22 protein-coding genes are annotated in these 24,203 nt (G+C 56.2%); 8 read left to right on the top strand and 14 right to left on the bottom strand.

Annotation, left to right across the window (positions count from 1 at the left end):
• Positions 1-68 precede the first annotated feature (68 nt).
• The 3 genes from IG627_RS14245 (at position 69) to IG627_RS14235 (ending at position 1,653) form a co-directional block, all read left to right on the top strand.
• Positions 69-494, top strand: a complete 426-nt coding sequence (locus IG627_RS14245; RefSeq protein ID WP_193193047.1) for an acyl-CoA thioesterase — start codon at positions 69-71, stop codon at positions 492-494.
• Positions 495-693: 199 nt separating this feature from the next.
• Complete coding sequence (locus IG627_RS14240) at positions 694-1,203, top strand: DUF3592 domain-containing protein (RefSeq protein ID WP_193193046.1); 510 nt, start codon at positions 694-696, stop codon at positions 1,201-1,203.
• Between the two features lie 57 nt (positions 1,204-1,260).
• On the top strand, positions 1,261-1,653 hold the full coding sequence (locus IG627_RS14235; protein WP_193193045.1) for an alpha/beta fold hydrolase: 393 nt from the start codon (positions 1,261-1,263) through the stop codon (positions 1,651-1,653).
• Positions 1,654-1,992: 339 nt separating this feature from the next.
• Here IG627_RS14235 and IG627_RS14230 read toward each other — a convergent pair whose 3' ends face one another.
• The 4 genes from IG627_RS14230 to IG627_RS14215 all read right to left on the bottom strand — a co-directional run bounded on the left by IG627_RS14230 (position 1,993) and on the right by IG627_RS14215 (position 6,381).
• Positions 1,993-4,077 carry a protein-disulfide reductase DsbD family protein gene (locus IG627_RS14230; RefSeq protein ID WP_193193044.1) on the bottom strand — a complete coding sequence of 695 codons (2,085 nt, stop codon included), beginning with the start codon at positions 4,075-4,077 and terminating at the stop codon, positions 1,993-1,995.
• Positions 4,078-4,107: 30 nt separating this feature from the next.
• Positions 4,108-5,175 carry a TlpA family protein disulfide reductase gene (locus tag IG627_RS14225; RefSeq protein WP_193193043.1) on the bottom strand — a complete coding sequence of 356 codons (1,068 nt, stop codon included), beginning with the start codon at positions 5,173-5,175 and terminating at the stop codon, positions 4,108-4,110.
• Between the two features lie 104 nt (positions 5,176-5,279).
• Positions 5,280-5,759, bottom strand: a complete 480-nt coding sequence (locus IG627_RS14220) for a carboxymuconolactone decarboxylase family protein (protein ID WP_193193042.1) — start codon at positions 5,757-5,759, stop codon at positions 5,280-5,282.
• A gap of 13 nt (positions 5,760-5,772) precedes the next feature.
• Entirely contained in the window at positions 5,773-6,381 is a 609-nt protein-coding gene (locus IG627_RS14215) for an FMN-dependent NADH-azoreductase (RefSeq protein ID WP_193193041.1), read from the bottom strand.
• Between the two features lie 194 nt (positions 6,382-6,575).
• Between IG627_RS14215 and pdxR the strand changes: the two genes are divergently transcribed.
• Positions 6,576-7,964, top strand: coding sequence for a MocR-like pyridoxine biosynthesis transcription factor PdxR (pdxR, locus tag IG627_RS14210; protein WP_193193040.1), 1,389 nt, complete (start codon positions 6,576-6,578; stop codon positions 7,962-7,964).
• A 98-nt stretch (positions 7,965-8,062) separates the two neighbouring features.
• On the opposite strand, the gene IG627_RS14205 is transcribed toward pdxR, so the two are convergent.
• Both IG627_RS14205 and IG627_RS14200 read right to left on the bottom strand, forming a co-directional pair.
• Positions 8,063-8,734, bottom strand: coding sequence for a DJ-1/PfpI family protein (locus IG627_RS14205; RefSeq protein WP_193193039.1), 672 nt, complete (start codon positions 8,732-8,734; stop codon positions 8,063-8,065).
• Positions 8,735-8,856: 122 nt separating this feature from the next.
• Positions 8,857-10,281, bottom strand: coding sequence for a hypothetical protein (locus IG627_RS14200; RefSeq protein ID WP_193193038.1), 1,425 nt, complete (start codon positions 10,279-10,281; stop codon positions 8,857-8,859).
• A 172-nt stretch (positions 10,282-10,453) separates the two neighbouring features.
• On the opposite strand from IG627_RS14200, the gene IG627_RS14195 reads away from it, so the two are divergent.
• Positions 10,454-10,852 (top strand): YidH family protein, encoded by a 399-nt coding sequence (locus IG627_RS14195; RefSeq protein WP_319024575.1) that lies wholly within the window; start codon positions 10,454-10,456, stop codon positions 10,850-10,852.
• A 145-nt stretch (positions 10,853-10,997) separates the two neighbouring features.
• Here IG627_RS14195 and IG627_RS14190 read toward each other — a convergent pair whose 3' ends face one another.
• The 6 genes from IG627_RS14190 to IG627_RS14165 all read right to left on the bottom strand — a co-directional run bounded on the left by IG627_RS14190 (position 10,998) and on the right by IG627_RS14165 (position 16,548).
• Positions 10,998-12,389: an MATE family efflux transporter gene (locus IG627_RS14190; protein WP_193193037.1), complete on the bottom strand. Its 1,392-nt coding sequence runs from the start codon at positions 12,387-12,389 to the stop codon at positions 10,998-11,000.
• Positions 12,382-12,963, bottom strand: a complete 582-nt coding sequence (locus tag IG627_RS14185; protein ID WP_193193036.1) for a DUF2239 family protein — start codon at positions 12,961-12,963, stop codon at positions 12,382-12,384. The genes IG627_RS14190 and IG627_RS14185 overlap by 8 nt, the downstream gene beginning before the upstream one ends.
• Positions 12,964-13,134: 171 nt before the next feature.
• Positions 13,135-13,596 (bottom strand): two pore domain potassium channel family protein, encoded by a 462-nt coding sequence (locus IG627_RS14180; RefSeq protein WP_193193035.1) that lies wholly within the window; start codon positions 13,594-13,596, stop codon positions 13,135-13,137.
• Positions 13,593-15,023: an efflux transporter outer membrane subunit gene (locus IG627_RS14175; protein ID WP_193193034.1), complete on the bottom strand. Its 1,431-nt coding sequence runs from the start codon at positions 15,021-15,023 to the stop codon at positions 13,593-13,595. The genes IG627_RS14180 and IG627_RS14175 overlap by 4 nt, the downstream gene beginning before the upstream one ends.
• Complete coding sequence (locus IG627_RS14170; RefSeq protein WP_193193033.1) at positions 15,020-16,174, bottom strand: HlyD family secretion protein; 1,155 nt, start codon at positions 16,172-16,174, stop codon at positions 15,020-15,022. Before IG627_RS14170 ends, IG627_RS14175 begins: the two co-directional genes overlap by 4 nt.
• 11 nt (positions 16,175-16,185) lie before the next feature.
• The gene (locus tag IG627_RS14165; protein WP_193193032.1) at positions 16,186-16,548 is read right to left on the bottom strand and encodes a superinfection immunity protein; all 363 of its coding nucleotides are present in this window, start codon (positions 16,546-16,548) and stop codon (positions 16,186-16,188) included.
• Between the two features lie 574 nt (positions 16,549-17,122).
• On the opposite strand from IG627_RS14165, the gene pcp reads away from it, so the two are divergent.
• Both pcp and IG627_RS14155 read left to right on the top strand, forming a co-directional pair.
• On the top strand, positions 17,123-17,791 hold the full coding sequence (pcp, locus tag IG627_RS14160; RefSeq protein ID WP_193193031.1) for a pyroglutamyl-peptidase I: 669 nt from the start codon (positions 17,123-17,125) through the stop codon (positions 17,789-17,791).
• Between the two features lie 243 nt (positions 17,792-18,034).
• Positions 18,035-20,173 (top strand): prolyl oligopeptidase family serine peptidase, encoded by a 2,139-nt coding sequence (locus IG627_RS14155; protein ID WP_193193030.1) that lies wholly within the window; start codon positions 18,035-18,037, stop codon positions 20,171-20,173.
• Between the two features lie 122 nt (positions 20,174-20,295).
• Here the strand turns inward: IG627_RS14155 and IG627_RS14150 are convergent, their stop codons facing one another.
• Both IG627_RS14150 and IG627_RS14145 read right to left on the bottom strand, forming a co-directional pair.
• Entirely contained in the window at positions 20,296-21,042 is a 747-nt protein-coding gene (locus IG627_RS14150) for a siderophore-interacting protein (RefSeq protein ID WP_193193029.1), read from the bottom strand.
• 23 nt (positions 21,043-21,065) lie between these two features.
• Positions 21,066-21,506 (bottom strand): MarR family winged helix-turn-helix transcriptional regulator, encoded by a 441-nt coding sequence (locus tag IG627_RS14145; protein WP_193193028.1) that lies wholly within the window; start codon positions 21,504-21,506, stop codon positions 21,066-21,068.
• 104 nt (positions 21,507-21,610) lie between these two features.
• On the opposite strand from IG627_RS14145, the gene hrpB reads away from it, so the two are divergent.
• Positions 21,611-24,169, top strand: a complete 2,559-nt coding sequence (gene hrpB, locus IG627_RS14140; protein WP_193193027.1) for an ATP-dependent helicase HrpB — start codon at positions 21,611-21,613, stop codon at positions 24,167-24,169.
• The last annotated feature ends 34 nt before the right edge of the window (positions 24,170-24,203 follow it).

Here is a 24,203-nt window from a genome sequence, read left to right as displayed (position 1 = left end):
GACAGCTTATGCTATGCGCTTCGCGTATCATCAGCTCCAGCCACCGGTTATTACAGCGGTAGCCACCTATGAGTACCAGTTTTGTAGTTCGTAGACGAGTGCGCTTTGGAGACTGCGACCCTGGAGGTGTGCTCTACACTCCTCGAATAGGCTATTTTGTGGTCGAAGCGGTATTGGATTTCCTAACCGACCGTCTAAGCGGGCCCGCCGAGCGTCGCCTTCTCGATCTTGGCATATTTCCTCCTGCGCGTGCGTTTTCCGTCGAATTCCTTAAACCAATGGCATGGGATGATGAGCTTGAGATTCATGTGTGTGTTAAGGAGTTGCGCACGCATGCAATTTGTTTTTCTGTAGATGGTATACTTTCCGGAGAAAAGACATTTGTTGCCGAACTCACCCAAGTGTGTGTTTCTTCCCAAACAAGGCGCCCTGTTGCTATTCCAAGCGCGCTTCGCAACGCACTCGCTGAGGAGAACACAGGAGAGCAACAATAAGGTGTAGCAGAGGCGAATTCAGTCACTCACAGTCTTCACGAGGCTTGCCTCATCGTGTTCTGCAATCAGCGGATAAAGGATGCAGTAGACGAATTTTGTCTGACCGGTGTGTGCTTCGACGATAGCCTGGTGGAAAACTTCTAATCAGGCATCTCTACGGAAAACTCTATTAACGATTTATAACAAATCAAGGATAACAGTGGAAACCATCCAGATAGTCAACTGCACAGGGTACGTTGCCGCACTATTTTCTGCCATTTATTTAGCTATCGCCCTGTCTCGACGAAACTGGCAGAAGACATCTGCCAAGATGGATGAGAGCAAGGTCGACCGGGATGTTTCCGAGAGCCACCACGCATTCATCGGCGAGTATTTTTCATCCGTCAGGAAAGTTAAATCGGTCTCCTACCGACCAATATTGAAATATACCTATGCGGTGGATGGACAGACCTACACTTCTACCAAACTCTATTCGATAAACGTCCTGCCAATACAAGCGCAAGACCTGTTGCCAATCATTTCCGGATCGACTAGAAGTGTCTATTACAAGCCCAGCAACCCGGCGAGATCCTACCTGTTACCCAGCCGTCTATTCACTCCGTGTATCTTTCTGTTGCTGGGCCTTTTTCTGGCCTTTACCACACCCGAGCAATTGAGTGATATATGGAGCTGGGGTGTACAATTCTTGACAACACTGTTAAAGCCGTAATGTCCCGGATCCAGTCGATTGGTCAGTCCTTATAGTCGAAATAGGAAGCGCCGCGCTTTGAATCTTGCCTTGCTGCCAGGAATGGATGGAACCGGCTTGCTGTTTGAACCATTTCTGGTCCATGCACCAGCTAGCTTCAAAGTGACTCCACTGTCGCTGAGACAGGATCCTCACCTGAGCTATGCGGATCAGGCCGAGCATATACTTTCCAAATTGGAAAGCGAGAACACGATCATTGTTGCTGAATCCTATTCCGGCAGGGTCGCTTACGAAATCGCCCAGTTACAGCCAGAACGTATCAAGCACATAGTTTTCGCGGCCAGCTTCCTGAGCAGACCATCGACTTTAGCCGGAATTGCCTCCCTTCTGCCACTGCAGCTTCTTAAGAACGGTTTCACGCCATCCGCCATCATTGGACGCGTCGCATTTTTGCCGCGACAGATCCGGTAGGCTTACTGAGCTTCTTAAGGCGGCATTGCAGCAGGTCGAGAACTCGGTACTGCGCCACAGGCTAAAGCAAATCTCGACTCTTCGGCTACCAACCAAAATGATCGACATCCCGTGCACTTATATTCGGGCCAAAAGCGATAATCTGGTTTCCGAGAAAGCTGTAGAGAGTTTCAAAGATATCTGTTCAAACTTGACGATAAGAGAAGTCGAGGGAAGCCACTTTATCTTGCAGACAAATCCCGTTGACTGTTGGGAAGCTATCCAGAATATCGTGTAGCGATAGGATATCTGTAGGCCGGTCAACTCTATATGTGGCACCTCAGAGACTCCTCGCCTCCCCTACGGAATCGCCTGTTTTTCCTGTCCTTCAGCTTGCCCGATCAATATCGATGGCGACAGAATTTGAGGGAGAACAACCGGATTATCTACACCCTTTTTATACCACAAATACAATGGCACACCTGATCGACCATGCTGTGATAAAAATTCAGTTATCTGGCTATTACCTTTCGTCCAGTCACCAACCATCATTGCAACATTATTATGTTTGAATGCTTCTTTTACTTCTTGTCGATCAATAGAGGTTTTTTCATTCACCTTGCACGTCAAACACCAATCGGCTGTGAAGTATACAAATGCATCTTGCTTACTCAGCACTTTACTCAATGTTTCCTGATTAAACTCAAGAGACTCTGTGCCTTCTTGTTGCTCAAACTGTGAAGCGGAATCATTATCTGGCACCCAGTAGACCACCGCCAGGAAGGGAAGTAGCGTTAACAGGATTGGCGGCCACCACCCTCCTCCAAGTTGCGATCTTTGTCTTAAACCGGCAAACCATAAACCAAAAGTCGACAACATAGTGACTGTAAGCACGGATAAGACAAAATCGTTGTTTGATTGGCGCATCAGGATCCAAATTAAGCCCACTACAGTAATAAACATCGGCAGTGCAAGAATGCGCCTTACAGTAGTCATCCAGGAACCGGGCCTGGGCAGCCGTGTACGTAACGCAGGAATAAAGCCCACCAACAGAAATGGCAGCGACATGCCAAAACCCAAGCCCGCAAAAATCATAAACGCAATACCGACAGGCAATACTAAGGCTGCACCCAGGGCGGTCGCCATAAAGGGACCCGTGCAGGGGGTGGCAATAAATGCAGCTAAAACCCCTGTCCAAAAGTCGCCTATCGGGCCTTTTATATCTTGCAGTCTAGATCCCGAAGTCAGTGTTCCGATTTCAAACAAGCCGGCCAGATTGAATCCAATTGCACTCATCAACACAATCAACGCGGCGATCACCACGGGGCTCTGCAGCTGGAATGCCCAGCCGACCTGATGCCCCAAGGCTCTCAGACCCAAGATGACACCGCCCAACAATACACATACCAGTACCGCACCTAACGTATATGCAACAGAGCCCATCCTCGCGTCTTTCTCTGAACCTTGATGGGAAAGGCTTAGAATCTTTAGGCTCAAGATAGGAAATACACACGGCATGATATTAAGTAGTAAGCCGCCAAGGATCGCGCCAAAAAACGCCACAACTCCAATCAGCCAGGTACTTTGACTGGCAGAACCATTGTTATTCTCCGCTGTGGATGCAAACGCGACATAATCAGTTTTAATAGCCTCAAAGCTCAGCGCAATGCCACTATCCAGAACCAAGACACCTTGAAACAGATCACCTGATTCATCACCCACTTTGGTTTGCATTCTAAGAATATCGCCGTCACGGGTCAGTGTCTGCTTTGCATTATTGACAATCGTATTGTTAATGACGGGATAGATATGGGCGTCACTGATTTCTATTGAACTTGGTAGCGGCAAAGCAAGGATAAACTTTCCGTTCTCAACTGAAAACTGGCCTTCAGAGTCCAATGGTTTGGGTATTATTTTCCTCCATTGATTGAATTTATCTCGGTTGAATTGATGACTTCCACCATCACTTACAACAAATGTGGCTTCAATCGATTGCTGTTCAGGCAGGCAGCTTGTGGGGTTACAAACTAAATAGCTGATGTCTAATTTAACTGGCAACGACGTTCCAGCGGGAATCCCGCCATTAATTGTGATACGAGTTAGCAGAGTATATTCACCGTGATAAATATAATTCATAATATCACTGGTTAATAGCTGACTCGGACTGGGGTACTCCAGCTCTCCTATTGTCACACCTTCAGGAAGGCGCCAATTAAACCTAGCTGGAAATCCCGCATCCCCGGGGTTAAGCCAATAGCCGTGCCAGCCTTTTCGGGGCGTCATAATTAACGCTAAATCTTGAGTGCTCCCGGCGGCGATGTCTTCTGACCCCGTCAACATAGATATAGAAATCAGGCGCTGACTCTCAATTTTTTCATTTGCCATGACTTGCGATGAGCATATCAAGACGACAAACCATGCCATGTATTGAGCAAAGTGTTTCATACAGCGCCTATTCATTCTAATTGATTCGACTCACTTGAAAGTGGAAATGGTATGTAAAGCAGTATCGAAACCATCATCCTGGATCGAGGATTTCAGACTAACTTTACCGTCAGGATCAATTACGGCAATAGTTGGTATTTGGTTAATACCAAATTGCTTAAACAGATCACCATCCTCGTCGAACACGATCGGCATGGTGGTTCCATAGCTCTTGCGGTAATCTTCAAGATCAGAAACTGAGGACCATAAGTTGGTTGAAACCGTCACCCATTGCACATTCGATTCTTTTGACTTGCTCTCCAGCAATTCACGAACTTGTGTACAGGCTTTCGAAGTTTTTGGTTCAGTTTTCTCCAAGTACCACTCGCACCAAGGGCCAAAGAACACCAAGGCTATTTTTTTGCTACTTGGTGTATTGAATTTGAAATTAAGTGACTTTTCATCAATGGTTGAGAAAGAGACATCTGGCACCCTATCCCCAACTGTATAACCAGAGTCTTTGGGGACAAAGGTCGGATTTCTTAACGTTTTCCCAGAAAATTCTTCTGTTACCACCCTATCCAATGCCTTATGAAATTCTTTATCATCCTTATGGCCGAAATAAGCAAACTCACCGTTTTTATCAATTAGCAAATGTTGAGGGGTGACGCGCAATTGAAACGCGCGTGCCAACTTTCCATCATCAATGGCGATTGGCATTGTCATTCCAATTTTTTCACGGAATACAGTTACGGATTTCAGGCTGTCACTGATCCCCGTATTCACGGCGACCACCTGAATTTTATCACCGTACTCTTTATAAATATCTTCAAATCCGGGCATTTGTTCACGGCACGGTACACACCAGGTTGCCCAGAACTTAATATATACTGGTTTTTCACCATAAACTTGAGCAAGGTCGATGGTCGTACCATCAATATCTTCTATCTTCAATTGAGGAGCCGGCGTACCAATCAGGGATTCTCCTGCGGACTTAGCCCTTCGCTCACCCTCGGCAGAATAATCCTCACCGCCTGCATAAATGGTTTGAGAGAATGCAAATAGGCATAAAAACCCAATTAATGGCATTTCTATAAACCCGCTAAAGTTAATCGCCATAGAAACTCTCCTAGTGTATTACTATGTAAATTCAATGATCTTCCTTTAAACAAATAGATATCAGGAAGAGAAGCCAGTGAGGGCTTCCACCGGCCTCAATTCGATTAGCTCAGACCAGCCTTTTTGAGGCCATAGGCTTCATCCAGAGCGCCAGGCTCCATTCCGGAAAGAATCTGCAGACGGTTCCACATATTGATCAAGCCAATCGCAACGGTAATCTCGGAAATCTCTTTTTCCGTAAAATGTTCAGAGACATAACCGTAAAGCTCATCGTCAATCCCATCTCGAGCGATATCTGTAAGTGCCTCGGTGAGGGCGAGGGCCGCTTTTTCCTTCGCGCTAAAGAGTGGTGATTCCCTCCAAACGGGCACATGATATAGGCGAATCTCTTCTTCGCCCTTAATTTTTGCCTGCTTCACGTGCATATCCACACAAAATGTGCACTTATTTAGCTGGGAAGCCCTGATATCGATCAGGTACTTTATCTGCGGGTCGATGGACGTTTTCTCCAGCGCAAGACTCGCAGCTTGAAGTGATTTGATGAGGTCAGGAACGGTTTCAAAATGATTTGCCCTAGTGCCCATTGGAAGTCCTCCACTAAATACTCATTTCATTAACTATAGAAATTGCTTTTGGAACAGCACATTCGCGGGTTAGCGGATCGTGTGTTCCATCAACTCGAACAAAGTTCACATCGGTAATACCAACATATTGAAGCGCGAACTTTATGTAGGGCGTAAACTGGTCATGGCTGACATAGGGGCCGCCTGAAAAGACGCTGCCGCTGGCTACTACAATATAAACCTTTTTGTCTGGAACCAGTCCTACTTTGGTACCCGTATCCGTAAACGCGAAGGTCCGCCCTGCCCTGGTGATATGGTCAAACCAGGCCTTCAGAACAGACGGCAATCCCAGATTCCACATCGGTGACGATATGATCAGAAGGTCGCTGTCGAACAACATATCGACCATTCGATCAGAGAGTATTACGGAATTTTTTTGCCGCTCTGTCCGTTCTTCTGGTTTTGTGAAGAAGGCCTCGATTGTAGATCCATCCAAATGTGGTAGTGGGTCTTGCGATAGATCGATAGTCTTTTCACTGATATCTGGGTATTTCAATTTCAGCCTATCGACGAGATGGTCGGAAACTTCCCTCGACGCAGAAGCACTTATGTTTGGGCTCACTTTGATATGTAAGAGATTCATACTACTCTCCGTTGCGATCCCGGTACCTGTATCCACTGCAAGTGACTAGACAAGCGCGCCTTATCTCAATTTGGATAAATGCCCCTCCTTGATTCACAGCAGTCATCGATCTTTCCAGCAGTCCGGTGATGAATTATAACGCTATATGACATATTCTAATGGTACAAAATCTAGGAATCTGGGTAGGACATAGAATGGGCTACAAGGACATTTATGACCGGTTTTCTGGCGCCATACACAGGGGAGATCTGAAGCCCGGCGAGCGAGTGCCATCCATACGCAATCTGGCCCAGGAACTCGGCGTTGCCAAAAAGACCGTAGAGTCGGCTTATGATATTTTGATTGGCGAAGGTTACCTGGTAAGCCGGGGGCCTAAGGGGACCATCGTCAACCCGGACCTGGTGATTAATTCGGCATCCTGGAGAGGCTTACCAAGCGAGCTCGAAGACAGTGATCTAAATAGAATCGCAGATCTTCGAGATAATCGCGGGCTCTTTCGGCTGGGAATCCCTTCACTGGATGAATTTCCATACAAAAAATGGCTACTTCTTTCTGGGAAGATCACGCGCTCCATGACCGGTGAAGATATGACCCACCCACCTGTAATGGGTCATCTGCCACTTCGACAGGCTATCGCAAGTTACCTGAATATATCCCGGGGTCTAGATTGCTCAGCGGATCAGGTCTACATTACAAGTGGTTATAAATCCAGCCTTAGCTTCATATTTCAGGCCATCGCTTCGAGCAACGACAAAGTAGTATTTGAAGAACCTGGATACTTCTTTGGTCAAAAACTGTTAAAACGGTTGATAAGAAACCTCTATTATGTTCCCGTCGATTCGGAGGGTATCAATGTAGACTATCTGGTATCCCAGCATAGTGATACAAAGTTTGTAATAACCACACCTTCGCATCACAGCCCCCTTACTAGCAGCCTGACCTTACCAAGGAGACATCAATTGTTGAACTGGGCGCAAGAGCGTCAGGCTTGGATAATTGAAGATGATTATGACGGGGAATTTCATTTTTCCAGAAAAAATATTCCGTCATTAAAAAGCCTCGACACCTTTGATCGAGTCATCTATGTCGGGACATTCAGTAAAACCATCATGCCATCACTGCGCATAGCTTATGTGGTTGTACCAAAAGTACTGATCACAAAATTTCACGAGACTGCAGAAATAACAGAAACTGGACTCCCATTGTTGCCGCAGAAGATTCTGGAATCCTTTATTTCATCGGGAACCTTCTACAAGCACCTCAAGCGAATGCGCGCTCTTTACGAGTCCCGGAGAATGATGGTTCACAAAGCACTTATAGAAGTATATGGCGATTACTTCAATTTACCCCTTCAAGATGGCGGTATGCATATTGTCGCTTTCTTGAAGCGCGGAACCAAAGACATAGATCTTTGCAGTATCTGGCAGTCTTACAATTTACAGGTGGCACCACTCTCGATATGGTACGCACAGAATGTTAAGCGCTATGGACTTGTTATCGGCTATACCAATATAAAATCCGAAGAAGAAGCGATTTCTGCACTTCGTCTCCCCTATCAACAGACGATTGAATTGCTTTCATAGCCGCGCAATTCGGAAATGAAGCAGCTCTGGATTGATCTGACAGACAGGGGTTTCAGGTAGTGATCTGACGGATCAAGTTGCACCGCGAAACCTTATCGTTAGGGTGTGAATGCACTTTCTAGTCGATTGTATTGAATTTTTTCCGCGATCTTTGTCGCATACTTCTTGGATGAAAGATTTTCAAGCAGAGCGAATGCAGCTTGGTAGCTGACCGGGCCTCCATTTGAAGTAATTACACCATCATCGACGACATAATTGGTATCAAATTGCACCTTAACTTTGGGATAGTCTCGCTGAAGCTCCTTTTCCCCGCCCGCCCAGGTAGTGGCTTTTTTACCATCCAACACCCCAGCTTCCGCCAGTAGAAAGGCTCCGGAACAGTTACTTGCCATCCACTTTGCAGCTTTGGCCTGATTACGAATAAAACCTATTAAGTTCGAGTTATTGATGAATGGGCCCATCTTGTATGCGCTCGGTACGATTAGAACGTCCAAATCCAGTTCGTCATAAATAGTCTGGTCCGCAACGACGGTCAGCCCCTCCTCTGCAGTGATGGTTTTGTTCTTAGTCGCAGAAATGAGAATTACTTCATAATCAGAAAACCATGCCTCTTTACTAGCCGCACCAAATACCTCCACTGGGGCAGTTACGTCGCTGGTTAGAAATCCGTCGAAAACCACAATTCCAATCTTTTCAGATGCAGCCCAAGAGGACTGCGCTAGAAACAGCAGTATTGTCGCAATCGAATACAAGAATTTGATTCTGAACATGGCTAGATTTCCCGACAAGCAGCAATGGATAAGTTACTGAGCTGACTTCCCAGTGACGAAGCCTGTCACAGCCAGCATCAAGGCTCGCTACAGACTCCCACCCCATTTAGCTTAGTTTAAACTTAAGGTCCCCCACATAATGTGCCATTGATATCGCACTGAGGATTGATTCCGACAGCCCTCTGCTCCGCGTTGAGCCTAATAATCTCGCTATTCGTCTGCGCACTGATATTCGCCTCGGAACAGCCACAGATCTGGCTCGCACAGCAACTGCACCCCGCCAGCTTCTCGACCTGGGTGATCAACTCCAGCCCGTCCAGGTTCTGCACACCATTGCACGCCTGCCCCATAATGCCGAATCGCTCAGCCATGGTGACGCTCCACGGTAGATCCTGCCCGAGGCCAAGCGCTGTGCAGAGAGCCGAGTCACAGGTGTAGCCAACCTGGACTCCCCCGGCGGCGGGATCACCGCTGTAGGCCTCGCAAACTGTCCTGCAGACAGCGCCGTTCGGGTCGACACTGCCACTGCCGGCGGGATACAGCGGGCAGCCGGAGTCCGGTGGGGCGTCGGGGAAACAGGCACCTGCCGGCGGTTGCGGTGTTATCGGGTTGTTGCTTTTGGGGTTGTGCGCCGCCGACCAGACGTTGCGGCCGCCCAGTTCGCACTGCAACTGGTTGCCGCCGCCTTGATCGGCGCCCTGCCCTATCTCGAAGGGCCCCTCGAAGATCGGGCAGCTGCAATCCACCAGCGGCTTGCCGTTGGCGTCTTTCTCCCCGGTGTCGTAACAGGGCGCAGTCATACAGCCGGCGTAGAGCGATTTACAGGGCGTGGAACCGGCGAAGTAATCAAGCTTCTTGACCGGCGAGAAGACGGACACCAGGTCGGCGCCCGGTATCAGCTGATTGCTGTTGATCGAGCTGCATACCGGCGCTTCGATACTCGTGGTGGGCGCGCATTTGGAACCGTCCTCGCCGCAGGCTTCGACGGTTTTCAGATAAATGTCCTTGTTCAGAATTGCGTGTATATCGACGAAATAGGGCACCTTGGGCGGCACCTGGTCGGTGGACAGCTTGTAGCACTTGCAGTTGGCGAGCTTGCCGCTCGGGGACAGGGTGCACGGCAGCGCCGGGTTGTCCGCCGACTGGCCGGTGGGGTCTTCTGGCCCGGAGTAGTAGCAGAGCGCATAGGAAAAATCCCGCCCCTGGGGTGGGCTGCATTCCAGGAAGTTTTCGCCCTCGAGCCAGATGTTGGCCCAGGCCGGGCCGAACAGCGTGGTCATGACGTCGTTGACCTGGAAGATGTCGCTGGTGCGCCTGACCCCACGCAGGATAATGCGCTCGTAGCGCTCGGCATACCACTTGTTCTTGTCGGGGAACCAGCCGTGCCCGAAGGCCTCCTCGAGTTGCCCGGCATTGCCTGCATCCTGCCAGGGGGGAAACCCGGCATGGCTTTCGCCGTCCGGATCGGCAGCCGATATCGCAGGGAAGACGACAGCGAGCACCAGCATGGCCAAGATAGTCCTGATGACGACACGGACTTGCTGCATTACCCACCTCCTGTGGTAGTGACTCCCGGCAAACTGCGTTCCGTATCTCTGAGTGTAAGCCAGGCTGCACCCTGCGGAAGCTCTCGGCGATAAAACGACTCTGGTTTACCCGGTGACATCTCACTCATCGGTGCGCCCGGGATAAAATCTGGTTGCGATAGACTTGGTATCTGTGTCACTAATTGTTGAACCCATAAAGATGCCAGGCCCTGTCGATTCAGACTTCCTGCTTGCCGCGGAACGTACGCTGCTCGCCTGGAACCGCACCAGTATCTCCTTGATGACATTCGGCTTCTTTGTCGAACGCTTTGGGATGTTTCTGGAGATGACACATCGCGAGGAAGTCCGGGAGTTTCAGCGGCATATTTCTTTCTCCATCGGCATATCTTTTGTCTTTCTGGCGTCATTTATTGCCGTGTATTCGGCCTGGCAGTACCGGCGCACCCTGAGGATGGCGAGCCCCTCTGGTGCTCCCCCCGGGTATAACCTGTATTTCTGCATGATCACCAATGGCATTATCGCGCTGCTGGGAGGCGCGCTGATGGTCTATTTACTGCGGGATATTCTGTGAAAGTACAGGCAGGGCCTCAGGCCATAGCCCGCATGGAAATCGCCAAACCTGGAGCGCGAACTCCAGATTGCGTATGACATTGAAGAATCCAGATAGAAAACTGCCGGCGCGCCGACTCGCGCGGCAGTTCCTATTGGTCCCAGTCCTAGCGGTGAGCAGGAGTATAGAACAGGCCCAGACGATACCGATAGCGACGCGCCCGATGGGCCAGTACCGCCAGGGTCAGCAGCAGTGCCATCACTTCGGCGACCGGCGCCGCAAACCAGATACCCCACTCACCAAGCTGTGACGGCAGCGTAAATACCAGAGGTAAAGCAAACAGGTAGGTCTTGGCCAGGCCAAGCAGACCGGCCCTTTTAGCGTCGCCGATACTCTGGAAGAAGATACTGACCATGAACAGGGGCCCGAGCAGGAACAGCGCCAGCAGCGATACCGACAGTATGCGACCGACTTCGGCAATGATTGCGGTATCGTCGACAAACCAGCTTCCGAGACTGTCTTTCAGACTCCACAGCAGCAGCTGGGCCAGGAGGCAGTAAACAAAGGCCCCCCCGATTGCGATCTTGACACTACGGTTGGTGCGCGCATATTCCCCGGCCCCCAGGTTATTGCCGGCTATGCCCTGAAAGGCCAGGCTAAGGCCCAGCAGGGGCAGAAAGATAAAGGTATTGAGCCTGGTAATGATGCCGTAGGCCCCGACCGTCGCTGCATAGGTGCCACCGTCGCTCCACTGCTGCAGGTTATAGAGAATTGCCGCCGACAAGAGCGCAATGCCGATATAGGTCAGGCTGGACGGCGCCCCGAGCGCCAGGAATTCCCGCCAGTAGCGACGACGGCGCGAAAGGCCGATCACCGGCAGGCGCAATTGTGGCTTATGGCTGCGGCGGAAAAGGATCACCATGGCCAGGGCCAATGCCTGGGCGGCAACGGTACCCCAGGCAGAACCGGCAACGCCCCAATGCAACTGGGCAATAAAGATGTAGTTCAGCACCGCATTCAGCAGTACCGAAGACAGGGATACCAGGGCCATAGGCCCCACGTGCCCCTCGCAGCGCAGGCTGTCGCCGTTGATCGCCAGAATAAAATTCAACGGCGAGAAGAATATCAATATCGAAATATACTCATAACTCATACCCGCCAGTGCAGCCACCCCGTTATTGGCCATTGCAGTCACTGGCTTTCCAAACAGGGCAAAAAGCCCGACCAGGACGCCGCAGACCAGTAGCAAAAGGGTTGTGGCCTGGGCGATGGTCTCCCTGGCAGCCTCGCCGTTGCCGGCACCCAGCGTGCGCGCCATCACACTGGCAAAACCCGTGGATACCAGCGTGGACAGTGCAACGATCAGCATAAACGCCGGAAACATGGCGGTCACGGCCGCCAGGGCATCGGCGCCGACATAGATACCGAGGAAATAGGCATCCACCAGGTTGAAGGAGCCGTTCACCAGCATCATCAGGATGATGGGCGCCGCCGTCCTGACGTAGACCGAGGCCAGGGACCCGGACAGATAGATATTCCTGCCTGCGGTGTCAGGCATCGCCCTGCCCTTCGTGCTGCTGACTGATGACATCGAACTTCTCCATGATTAATACCTTGATATCTTCCGGCCAGGATTGAATGGCCGCTGCAAAGCTGACCCGGCTGTTGCGATACAGCGCACGCGTGGCTTCCTCGAAGCCTGGCTCGTCCGCGAAAATCGACATCAGGCCGTAGAGCTGGTTCTGCAGCTCACTGATGCGCTCTTCCGGTGAGGCATTTCGGATCGCCTGCTCTACGAGACGGCGCAGGGTCACGGAAGCGCCGCCGCGCTGGCTGGCGAGCCAGTCCCAGTGACGCGGCAGGAGGGTGACCTCCTTCGCGGTTACTCCCAGCTTCGGCCGCCCCCTCTTCCGCGCCGCGGCCTTGCTGGCAGCTGCGCCCTGTTCGGGCAGGTTGCCCAGCACCGTCTCGACATCCCCGTGCCAGCTGAATTCGATGCGCCTACAGCTGTCCAGCGCCAGCACTATGGGCTCTATGGATACATCGATGGCCTTGGTCTCGCGCACGATGGTTTCCAGGTCGCCGCGGGCGAGGAGTTGCTTGTCGTGTATCGCCACATACTCGGTTGTCATAGTGATTGGCCTCTTTTAATCCAGATAATTTATTATTACCCTGGTTTTAATGATCGTCAATATACCCGGATAAAAATAAACGAATATCCGAATGATGGAGTCCGGCGATGCGGGCAGAAGTGAGATGAAGGTACGGATCGGGAGAGGCAGTGCCGGAGTCGGGGTCAGTTCCTAGAACTGCGCCCAGACCTTCTCCAGCACCAGGAACAGAAAAGCCGTCGAGCATCCGAACATCAACAGGCCGTTGATGGCCACCAGCGGCCCCAGCACCCGCCAGGGCGACTGCAGGACCACATCCCCGTAGCCCAGCGCGGTAATCGAACTGCTGGAAAAGTAGATACCCTCGGTCAGGCTGCTCACCAGCTTCTTGCGCCTGAGGAACAGACCCCAGACAAAGGCCTCGATCATATGAGTCAGGAAGAGGACGAAGAAGCAGACCGGTACCAGGATCCGGCCGGCATTCGCCGCGCCATATTCGCGGGTCAGCCAGCTGTGCGCCCCCGACAGGTGGCGGGCCACCTCCAACAGCACCGCGGTATGAAAAAGGAATACGCCGGCGGCCAGCAGCAGGGCGACACCGAACACCCGGCGCCAGCGGCGCCTGCCGATCTGCCGGTCGGCTTGCGATGTCATTTGCCACTCTCCGGTGCCGGGGCCGCCGGGGGCGCCTCGAAATTGCCGCCGAGCGCCAGGTGCAGACGGATGCGGTTGGCGACCTGGGCGTTGCGCAGCTGGATCACATTGGCCTCCACGAGAATCTGCTCTGCCTGCAGCTCCTCCACCCACAACAGGTCCCGCTTGCCCGCCCGATACTGCACGGTCGCGATCTCCACTGCCCTGGTGCGGTCCGCCAGTGCGCGCTGCGCGTACTCCAGCTGCCGCGCCAGCAACGCCTCGCTGGCGAGGGCGTTTTCCACTTCGCGGAAGGCGTTCAGCACCACGCTGCCGTAGTTGGCTACCGCCTCTGCCTGTTCGGCGGTTGCGATATTCAGGTAGGCACAGAGAGCGCCACCTTCGTAGATGGGGATGGTTGCCCCAATCTCCGCAGAGGCGCGATAGGGGCTCAGGCGCAGTACTTTGAGCAAGTGGTCGCCCAGGCGCTCGGCGGTGAGTGACAACCCGAAATCCGGCAACAGCGCCAGCCGCGCCGCCTCCTGCTTGCGGAAAGCCGCCAGCACCAGGTATTCGGCGGCGAGGATATCCGGGCGCCGTTCCAACAGCGTGGCCGGCAAGCCCGCGGCGACCGGTGGCGGTAGAGGCGGATACTGGGCCGCAGAGCGAATCTCCGCCGCCGGGTAGCGCCCGAGCAGCACCTCCAGGGTACGGCGCGCGCGATCGTAATGGATACGCGCCGCCTCCAGTTCGCTCTGGGCGTTTTCCATCCGCGCGCGGGCATCGACCACATCCAGGTCCGAGCTCTTGCCGCTGCTGTTCCTGATCCTGGCCAGTTCCAGCAGCCCGCCGTAGATCTCCACGGCCCGCTCGGCCAGCAACAAGAGTTGATAGGCCTCGGTGGTGATATACCAGTTGAGGGCCACGGTCGCCGCCAGCGACTGCTGGCCGTAGGCGAAGTCAAACACGGCGGCATCGAACTCCGCTTCCGCCGCCGCGCGCTGGCTGCGCAGGCGCCCCCAGACGTCCAGCTCCCAGGCCATGCTGAGGGCAGCGACGGTGTGACTCTGGGTGTGCTTGATAAAATCTTCACTGCCAAAGTCGTGGGTGCGCTTGCCGGCCAGCTTGCCGCCGATCTGGGGCAACAGCTGCGCCCCGACTACCGTCACCATCTGCCGCGCCACTTCCACCTTGTCCGCCGCCTGGCGCAGATCCAGGTTATTGGCGAGCGCCTCGGCCACTATGGCCTCGAGTGTGGGGTCGTTGAAAGAGTTCAGCCAGCCGTCGCTCACCGCTCCCGCATCCCTGCCCGCAACCCAGTCTGCGGGAATGATGGTTTCCGGCGGCAGTGCCTGCTCGAGTATGTCCGTTTGCGTCGGCGCCGACCGCAGGGCACAGCCGACAAACGCAGGGATCAGGACAGCGAATGCGAGGGCCGCGCGTATCATCCGGCGAAGGGATACAGGTAATTGGCCCAGGAATAGGCGCGGATACCGATCTTGCGCAGCACCACAAAACCGCTGGAGGGATCCGTGTAGATGGCCGCGCGCCCCTGGGTGCCGATGGGGAATTTCGACTGGTCGTCGCCATCGAGTTTGATGGCCACCACAAACTGGCCCTGGGGCAGCTCAGTGGGTCTGTAGAAGAAGTCCGGCAGCCTGCCGCTGGGCAGCATCTGCCCCTGCCCCGCCCCGCGCCAGATAGCCTCGACCTTGCCGGTGAAGATCTGGCCGGGGTAGAGATCCAGCGCGACTTCCACCTCCTGCCCCGCCTTCACATGTTTGAGATTCTCCATGAAGTAGTGGGCGAGCAGGTAGCGATCGGAATCGCAGATAAAGGTGGCGATGGCGCCGATACGCAGGGCCCCGGCCACCATGCCCGGGCGCACCTGCAGGTTGATGACATAGCCGTCCTCCGGCGCCACCATCAGGGTGTTGTTGAGGTAGAAGCGTGCCAGTTCCAGCTTTGCCTCTACATTGGCGACCGTCGTGTTTACGCCGTCGATCTGGGAATGGTATTCCAGCTCGGCGCGCTCCACCTCGGCCTGGGCCTCGCGTATGCTGGCCTCATTGGCAGCCACCCGCGCGGCCCATTTCTGAACATCCTCCTCCGGCCCGGCGCCGCGGCTCGCGAGGTTCTCCGAGAGTTTCTCCTCGTAGCGCGCGTAGACCAATTCGGCCTGCAGCTGGATCACCTTCTGCTTCGCGACTTCTACATCGGCCTCGAGTACGTACACGTTCTGTTTGGCCTTGGCCAGCTCCGCCTCCAGCTCCTTCACTTTGTATTCGTAGGGGCGGCGGTCGAACTGGAACAGTGGCTGGCCCTTGCTGACCGGCACGTTGGGCTTTACCAGCACGTCGGTGACTAGGGTCGGCTCATTCAGGCGCGGGGTCAGCTGGATGGTGTGCTGGATCATGCGCGCGTTGGTCGAGTAAGGCGTGACAAAGCGCAGGCCGATCAGAAAGATAAGCAGAATGTGCAGCCCCACCGACACTGAGACAAGGCCCCAGACGATGTTGAACTTCATCCATTTGAACTTGAAGAAGGTCAGCCACACCGCAATGATGTATCCGAACAGAATTACGAACCCCAGGAGCATGTGTGTTTCCCTCAGCTCCCGCTGTCGTCTTCCGGCCGCGACCTATCCGGCGGGTCGTTTTTCTTCTGCGCCTCCTCTCCCCTGAGCCGGCGCATGTCTTCCTCCAGCGCCCGCGCCTCCTCTTCGGGGAAGCGGCGAATGTCCACGGTGTCGGTGGGCTTGAAGGCCCAGATAAAGGCGTTGATCCAGGGCACTACGGCGAGGAATCCCGCGTAACCCATGATTTTTACCGCCTCCGCATCCGGGTGCTTGCGCGAGATGGCAATCTTGCCCGGCAGCCCCGCGATCCACAGCAGAATCAAAAGGATCGAGATACCCGCGGCGATGATCACAAGAAAGGTCAGGTAGTCCCAGTGGTCGAGCTTGAATCCCATTACCGCATCTCCAGATACTGCCCGGCGCTTGAAATTTTGGCCGTGCGCCGCGCCGCTAGGCGGCAGAAAAAATCGCTTCCCGACCTGCTGGCGTTCTGGCCGCCGGCCGCGCCCCGGCTCGAAATCGCCGTGCGAATCGACCGCAGTACACAAAGCGACAGCCGGTGCAAGACAGGCGGTAGCGCAGGAACAGGACATTCACCTTCGGGAAGGCCTGGGGAGGCCGCGAGTGAGGAAAGACAAATGACATGACGTCGAGGGTCTCATCCATATGACACCTCCATAGGGCTGCACAATATCGCTAACGGGCAACCCGGAATTTCCATTGGAAGATTATTGGCACACATACCGTCGCGTTTGCTTCGGGTGGATAGTGCGACGGCTGATGATTTCAATCACGCACCCGAAAGGAACCGCATTTTTCCCCTTGTAACCCGCAAAAAAAATTTCACCGACGCTGGGTATAGTTCAGCGACGAATACATTGCAACGGCGGGAGAGCAACCGGCGCCGCTATCGATTTCAGGCTCGACTAAGATATCCATGTCTTTCTACAGACAGACTATGAGTGAAGCATGACAAGGGTTTTAGTGACAGGATTCGAGGCCTTTGGCAATACGCCCGTAAACCCCGCCGAGTCTGTCGCCCGGGCGCTGCACGGCACCCGGATCGACACTGCGCAGGTCACCGGTATTGTGGTGCCAAATAATTTTTTCGAATGCATCGATGTTGTTCGCGCGGCGATCGGGAATATCGGGCCGCAACTGGTGGTGATGCTGGGTGAGTACGGTGGTCGCGCCGTGATCACCGTTGAGCGCATCGCGCAGAACTTCAATGACTCGACCCGCTACCAGTTGAAAGACAACCGCGGCCTGGCGCTGCAGGGCGAATCCACGGTACCCGATGGCCCCGTGGCCTACCGCAGCACCCTGCCTCTGCGTGCCATGGTCAGGGCCATGCGTGCCGCCGGGATACCGGCGGACATCTCGGATACCGCCGCCACCTTCTGCTGCAACCACCTGATGTACGGCATTCTGCACTATATCGCCACCGGCAACCTGGAGATTCGCGCCGGCTGGATACACCTCCCCCATTTGCCGCAGGTGGCCGCCCTGCCGGATAACCTGGGCGCGCCGAGTATGTGCCACAGTACTGCAACCGAAGGCGTCCGCGCTGCGATTGAAGCTGCCCTGCTGCATCCACGGGATATCGACGAACCCAGCCTGTCGCGCCTGCAGATATAGAGCGCAGCTTTCTTTGGGCGGACCTCTCACGGCCAGATGACGCTTCACCGCAAACATGAGACAGCTCAGCCACTCCAACACCGCGCTTTATCGATCGGGGCCCGCTTTCATCGCAATTTCTACGCGCTGTATCTCAAGCGACTGTCGCACAATCTTTACACAATCCGCCGCCAACCCTATTCTGTCCCGCTGAGCATTCGCGACACAGAACTCGCGACATAATCTTCTACAGGTTCAAAAATTATGAGTATAAAGTTTCGCAATCTGGCCGTTGCAGCCCTGGTGCTTGTCTCCGCGCCCGCGGTGTGGGCGGAGGAGGATCCCTATCTGTGGCTGGAGGAAGTGGATGGCAAGCGCGCTATCGAGTGGGTAAAAGAGCAGAATGCCCAGACCCAGTCCCACCTGGCCGGGGGCAATCTATACAAATCCCTCTACGCCGATGCGCTGGCGGCACTGAGTGCGGAAGACCGCCTGCCGGAGATCACCCAGAAAGGCGACTGGCTGTACGAGAATCACCACAGCAAAGAAAACCCGCGCGGCCTCTACCGCCGTATTTCCGCGGACAAGTTTGACCGCGGCAGCGAGCAGTGGGAAACAGTATTGGATATCGACGCCCTGTCCCACACCGAGGGCAGGAAATGGGTACTGAAGGGTATGAGCTGCCAGGACGACGCCCAGACCCGCTGCCTCGTGGCCCTGTCGGCCGGTGGCGGTGACGCAGTGGAACTGCGCGAGTTCAATGCCCGCGACAAAAAATTTGTGAAAAACGGCTTTTTCTCTCCGATGGCCAAGCAGTCCGCAGAGTGGCTGGATGCCGACCGCCTGCTGATCGCCAGCGCCAGGGGCGACAAGGCCGCAACCAGTTCCGGCTACGCCCGCAGCACCAAGCTGTGGCGGCGCGGCGAGCCGCTGGCCAAGGCCAAAACCCTGCTGGAAGTACCGCAGGAATCCGTGTGGCTGCGCCCCATTGCCATAGGCACCGGCAAACAGCGCGCGATCGTTCTGAATGAGGCACTGGATTTCTGGACCTCGCGCACCTTTGCCTATCGCGATGGCAAGGTGCTGCCGCTGGCCCTGCCGCCGAGCGCCGTGATCGAGGGCGCCCTGGGCGACTCGCTGGTAGTGAAGCTGAACGAGGACTGGAAGGTCGATGGCAATCGCTGGCCGTTGGGCAGCCTGGTACTGGTATCCCTGGACGCACTGGTTAAAGGGAAAGTCGATGTATCCGCGCTGGTAGCACCGGGCAAAAGCGAAGTGGTTGAGTCCGTCGCCGTGTCCGAAGCCGGTGTGCTGGTGACCATGCTGGATGACGTCAAGGGGCGCGCCTACTTCTTCCGCCGCGGCGACAAGGGCTTCGAAAAAACCCCGATTGACTTTCCCGACAACGGCAAGCTGGCCATCACCACCTACAGCGACGAGAGTGGCAACGCCTACCTGACCTGGGAGAATTTCGTCACCCCGCCTACCCTGTACCGCTATAAAGTCGCGGCCGACAAGCTGGATCGCCTGCTGGTGCAGTCACCCACTTTTGACGGCAGCAAGTTCAAGATTGAGCAGTACTTCGCCGAGTCCGCCGATGGCACCAGGGTGCCCTATTTCGCCGTAATGGCAAAGGATATAGAGCTGGACGCGGACAACCCGACCCATATCTTCTCCTACGGTGGCTTCCGCAATGCCCTGCTGCCGTCCTATTCCGGCTCCTACGAGCCGCTGAACGGCGCCTACGGCAAGCTGTGGCTGGAGCGCGGCGGCGTCTATGTGCTGGCGAATATCCGCGGCGGTGCCGAGTATGGCCCCGCCTGGCACGCGGCGGCCCTGCGCGAGAAGCGCATGAAGTCGTATGAGGATTTTGCCGCGGTGGCGGAAGACCTGATCGCGCGCCGCATCACCCGCCCGCAGCGGCTCAGCATCGAGGGCCGCAGCAACGGCGGGCTGCTCGTGGGCGCGAGCATGACCAAGCGCCCGGACCTTTTCAACGCGGTAATCTGCGGTGTGCCCCTGCTGGACATGAAGCGCTACCACAAGCTGCTGGCCGGCGCCTCCTGGATGGGTGAATACGGCAACCCGGACACCGACGACTGGGAATTTATCAAGGAGTATTCGCCCTACCAGAACCTGGCGGCGGATACCGACTACCCGTCAATTTTCTTTTTCACCTCCACCCGGGACGACCGCGTGCACCCGGGCCACGCCCGCAAGATGGCGGCGCGCATGAAGGCCCTGGGGCAGCGGGTGGAATACTTCGAAAACCTCGAGGGCGGCCACAAGGGCAGCGCCACGCACGAGCAGTTGGCGCACCGGGTTGCGCTGATGTATGCGCACCTGTGGACGGCGCTGGAGCAGAATGACCAGCGCGAGGCGCTGAGTGCCGGCGGGCAATAGCCCAATGATTCCATTCCGACCGGGCGCTGCCGGGACCATGCCCTGGCGAGCCGGTCGGAATTGACCTTCCCCATTTCCTTATTCACGCCTTCAGAGTCTCTATCGCGCAGGCCAAAGGTGGCCTATCCGCCGATATCTGCCTCCGCATCGTCCCGCTTCGCCACCTTGTGCTGCTCCTCGCTGAGACCCTTTTTCCAGTAGCTGGAAACATAGCGGTGGCTGCTGGGCAGCTCGCGCTGGCGAAAGTAACTGCGCAGCTGCTGCATTTCGCTGAATTCACAGGCAGCCCATACGGAAACCTGTCCGTCCGGCCAGGCCAGGGTCTCGATATGCTCGAGAATGGCGAACTCGGCTGACTCAGCCCGCGCAGCGACCACCCAGTGGATGTCGATTCCCGGCGGGTGCGCGAGCACCTGAATATCCGCTTCGTCGATAACCGCAATTACGGCACAGCCGCGCGCCGACTCCGGTAGCAATTCCAGGTTCACGCTGATTGCCGGCAACGCGGTCATGTCTCCTGCGAGTAGGAACCAGTCCGCTTCCGGGTTGATCAACTTCCTGGCACCGGGGCCGCCGACCTGGATGCAATCACCCGATTGCGCGCCCCTGGCCCAGGAGGAGGCGGGGCCGGCATGGTCGTGTATCGCAAAATCGATATCTATCTCGCCCGCGCGCTGGCGGCGAATGGTATAGGTGCGCATCAGCGGGCGCGCTTCACCGGGCTGTGGAAACACCAGCTTTACATAGGCGCTCTCCTGCTGCGCCGGAAACCCTTCCATCTCCTCGCCACCCAAAGTGATGCGCAGCATATGCGGAGTCACGTAGGCGGAGTTCAGTACCTTCAGTTCTCTCGTCTTGGGCTTGGCCACGATGTAACTCTCCTATGGCTCAGTTATTCGGGTGTCGGACCGCCGTCCAGGTTCTCTGCCATGACCGTGGCGAGACGGATAAACTCATCCACCTCATCCCGGCTCAGGCCTTTAGTCATGGCGGCGGCCGCCTGCCGCTCAATATTGCGCAATTGCCCCATGATTTCCCGCCCCTTAGCTGTCGGCAGCAGCAATTGACTGCGCCGGTCGGCGGGATTGTCCCGCTTTTCGATCAGGTCGTCCCGAATCAGCTCATTCAGCACCCGGGTAATCTGCGCCTTGTCCCGCTGCATACGCAGGGCGATGGATTGCGCGGTGCACTGGGGATTGCTGCAGACACCTTTCAGGGCGCGGATATGGGTGATTGGCAATCCCAACTGCCTGTCCTGCACCAGCTGTCGCAAACGGGACTTGTAAGCGTGCATCAGTCGGTGCAGGGATTCACTGATGGATGGGGATGGCACAGGGCCCTCCAACTTAGTTGACAGTGTCAACAATAGGCAGTCAAGTTGATACTGTCAACCACTTGCACACCCCGGCCAACCGCGATCCCGCTATAATCGCGCCCATGTCAGAGTTACCCATTCAATCGACCCTACCCGAACTGCGCTCCGCCCTGGACCAGCACAGCAATGTCGTACTGCAGGCGCCCCCCGGCGCCGGCAAGACCACCATGGTGCCGCTGACACTGCTGGACAGCGACTGGCTGGGAAGCAGGAATATCGTTGTGTTGGAGCCGCGACGGCTGGCGGCGCGGAGCGCGGCAGCGCGCATGGCAGAGCTGCTGGGGGAGCCGGTGGGCCAGACAGTGGGCTACCAGATACGCGCCGAGCGCAAGGTCAGCGCCGCCACCCGCATACTGGTCGTGACAGAGGGTATTCTGACCCGCCTGCTGCAGTCTGATCCGGAACTGGCGAAGACGGCACTGGTGATTTTCGACGAGTTCCACGAGCGCAACCTGCAGGGCGATCTCTCCCTGGCCCTGTGCCTGCAGTCCCAGGAGTATTTGCGCGAGGACCTGAAGCTGCTGGTGATGTCCGCCACCCTGGAAACCGAAACCGTGGCCGCACTGCTCGGCGACGCACCGGTGATCACCAGCGAGGGACGCAGCTACCCGGTGCACGTCCACTACCTGCCCCACCAGCAACAGCCCGAAGACAAACGCCAGCTGCCCGCGCTGATGGCGCGCAGGATTGTCGCCTCGATGGATGGGGAGCAAGGCAGCCTGCTGGCCTTCCTGCCCGGCGTCGGCGAGATCAGACAGGTGGAAGCCCTGCTGCGGGAGCAATTGGCGGGGCGCGAAGAGATCACCATTGCCTCCCTCTATGGCGACCTGGGCAAACAGCAGCAGGACGCCGCCATAGCACCCTCCCCGCCCGGCCGGCGCAAGATAGTACTGGCCACCAACGTGGCCGAGACCAGCCTGACCATCGACGGTATCCGTATGGTGGTGGATTCCGGCCTGATGCGGGAATCCCGCTTCGACCCGAACAGCGGCATGAACCGCCTGGTGACCACCCAGGTCTCCCAGGCCTCCGCCACCCAGCGCTGCGGCCGCGCCGGGCGCCTGAGTGAGGGCCTGTGCCTGCGCCTGTGGAGCGAGTCCCGCCAGAACGGCATGGCCGCAAAGAACACGCCCGAAATATTGATCAGTGACCTGGCGCCGCTGATGCTGGAACTGGCACAGTGGGGTGTCAACGACGTGACGGAACTGCGCTGGCTGGACCTGCCGCCGCCGGGCTCGGTGGCACAGGCCCAGCAGTTGTTGCAGCAGCTGGGCGCGCTGGACGAAGCGCTGCGCATCACCACTCACGGCGGCGAGATGCTGGCCCTTGGCGCTCATCCCCGACTCGCGCATATGATGATCCGCAGCCTGGACTGGGACCTGACCCGGGAGGCCTGCCTGCTGGCAGGCCTGCTGTCCGAGCGGGATATTTTTCGCGGCGAGGCGCGCTGGGACAGGGATATCCACAAGCGTATGCAACTGCTCGAGGGCCAGGCGAAAAATTCCGCTGTGGACAGGGGAGCCGTGCAGCGGATTCGCCAGCAGGCCGGGACCTGGCAGCGGCAGCTGGCGAAGGTCCCGCACAGGGGTACCGAGCCAGGACCAACGAAGATCGACCAGCAGGATCGCATAGGCGCGCTGCTGGGACTGGCCTACCCGGACCGCATCGCCCAGAGCCGCCGCGACCGCGAGCGCCGCTTCCTGCTGTCCGGTGGCCGCGGGGCCCACTTTTCCCACGACGACGAGCTGGCACTGGCGGATTTCCTGGTGGTCGCCGACCTGGACGGCCAGGGCCGCGACGCGCGTATCCAGCTGGCCGCGCGCATTTCCGAGGGCGCACTGCGCGAGTGTTTTGCGGAGCACATCGAACAGAAGGAATCCGTGCGCTGGGACGAGGCGGCCGGCCGCGCCGTGGCCAGCCTGAAAACCAGCCTCGGTCGGCTGCTGCTGGACGAGCGGCCGGCGAAGGAGATTTCTCCGCAGTTGCTCAGCCGCGCCCTGCTGGATGCCATCCACCAGAAGGGGCTGGGCACACTGCCCTGGAGCCGGGAGGCCCAGGACCTGCGCGCGCGGGTGCAGTTTCTGCGCGCCAGTGCCGCAGAGTATCCGCAGCTGCTCGCAGATCTGCCGCTGCCGGACTGGAGTGACGCGGCCCTGGAGGCGTCCCTGGAGGACTGGCTGCTGCCGCACCTGCACGGCTGCAACAGACTGGACCAGCTTAAACAGCTGAACCTGCACAGCATTCTCCAGGGCCAGCTCGACTGGCCCAGCCAGCAGAAAATCGACGAGCTGGCCCCGAGCCATTTCACCGTACCCAGCGGCTCGCGCATCCAGGTCGACTACGGTGAAACACCGCCGGTGCTGGCGGTGCGCCTGCAGGAGCTGTTCGGCCTGGCACAGACCCCGGCCATTCTGCAGGGGCAGCTCCCCCTGATGATCCACCTGCTGTCTCCCGCCCGTCGGCCGGTACAGGTCACCCGGGACCTGGCCAGCTTCTGGGCCAACACCTACCAGGAGGTCAAGAAAGAACTGCGCATCAAATACCAGAAACACTACTGGCCGGACGACCCACTGACAGCGCAGGCAACCAGCAAGACCAAAAAGCGCATGAGTGCGCCATAAAGGGGAGACCTTTTTTCTCTCTGTTTTTCTTTTT

Origin of the sequence: Microbulbifer taiwanensis (assembly GCF_014904815.1) — a bacterium.
In the GTDB taxonomy this organism is placed as follows: domain Bacteria; phylum Pseudomonadota; class Gammaproteobacteria; order Pseudomonadales; family Cellvibrionaceae; genus Microbulbifer; species Microbulbifer taiwanensis.
Note: the sequence above shows the minus strand (reverse complement) of the source record. Positions and strands in the feature narration are given on the sequence as shown.

What these genes read in the sequence shown, in the direction of transcription:
- IG627_RS14245 (WP_193193047.1), top strand. Translation starts at nt 69, where the DNA reads ATGAGTACCAGTTTTGTAGTTCGTAGACGAGTGCGCTTTGGAGACTGC.
- IG627_RS14230 (WP_193193044.1), bottom strand. Translation starts at nt 4,077, where the DNA reads ATGAAACACTTTGCTCAATACATGGCATGGTTTGTCGTCTTGATATGC.
- IG627_RS14225 (WP_193193043.1), bottom strand. Translation starts at nt 5,175, where the DNA reads ATGGCGATTAACTTTAGCGGGTTTATAGAAATGCCATTAATTGGGTTT.
- IG627_RS14220 (WP_193193042.1), bottom strand. Translation starts at nt 5,759, where the DNA reads ATGGGCACTAGGGCAAATCATTTTGAAACCGTTCCTGACCTCATCAAA.
- IG627_RS14215 (WP_193193041.1), bottom strand. Translation starts at nt 6,381, where the DNA reads ATGAATCTCTTACATATCAAAGTGAGCCCAAACATAAGTGCTTCTGCG.
- pdxR (WP_193193040.1), top strand. Translation starts at nt 6,576, where the DNA reads ATGGGCTACAAGGACATTTATGACCGGTTTTCTGGCGCCATACACAGG.
- IG627_RS14205 (WP_193193039.1), bottom strand. Translation starts at nt 8,734, where the DNA reads ATGTTCAGAATCAAATTCTTGTATTCGATTGCGACAATACTGCTGTTT.
- IG627_RS14200 (WP_193193038.1), bottom strand. Translation starts at nt 10,281, where the DNA reads ATGCAGCAAGTCCGTGTCGTCATCAGGACTATCTTGGCCATGCTGGTG.
- IG627_RS14190 (WP_193193037.1), bottom strand. Translation starts at nt 12,389, where the DNA reads ATGCCTGACACCGCAGGCAGGAATATCTATCTGTCCGGGTCCCTGGCC.
- IG627_RS14185 (WP_193193036.1), bottom strand. Translation starts at nt 12,963, where the DNA reads ATGACAACCGAGTATGTGGCGATACACGACAAGCAACTCCTCGCCCGC.
- IG627_RS14180 (WP_193193035.1), bottom strand. Translation starts at nt 13,596, where the DNA reads ATGACATCGCAAGCCGACCGGCAGATCGGCAGGCGCCGCTGGCGCCGG.
- IG627_RS14175 (WP_193193034.1), bottom strand. Translation starts at nt 15,023, where the DNA reads ATGATACGCGCGGCCCTCGCATTCGCTGTCCTGATCCCTGCGTTTGTC.
- IG627_RS14170 (WP_193193033.1), bottom strand. Translation starts at nt 16,174, where the DNA reads ATGCTCCTGGGGTTCGTAATTCTGTTCGGATACATCATTGCGGTGTGG.
- IG627_RS14165 (WP_193193032.1), bottom strand. Translation starts at nt 16,548, where the DNA reads ATGGGATTCAAGCTCGACCACTGGGACTACCTGACCTTTCTTGTGATC.
- pcp (WP_193193031.1), top strand. Translation starts at nt 17,123, where the DNA reads ATGACAAGGGTTTTAGTGACAGGATTCGAGGCCTTTGGCAATACGCCC.
- IG627_RS14155 (WP_193193030.1), top strand. Translation starts at nt 18,035, where the DNA reads ATGAGTATAAAGTTTCGCAATCTGGCCGTTGCAGCCCTGGTGCTTGTC.
- hrpB (WP_193193027.1), top strand. Translation starts at nt 21,611, where the DNA reads ATGTCAGAGTTACCCATTCAATCGACCCTACCCGAACTGCGCTCCGCC.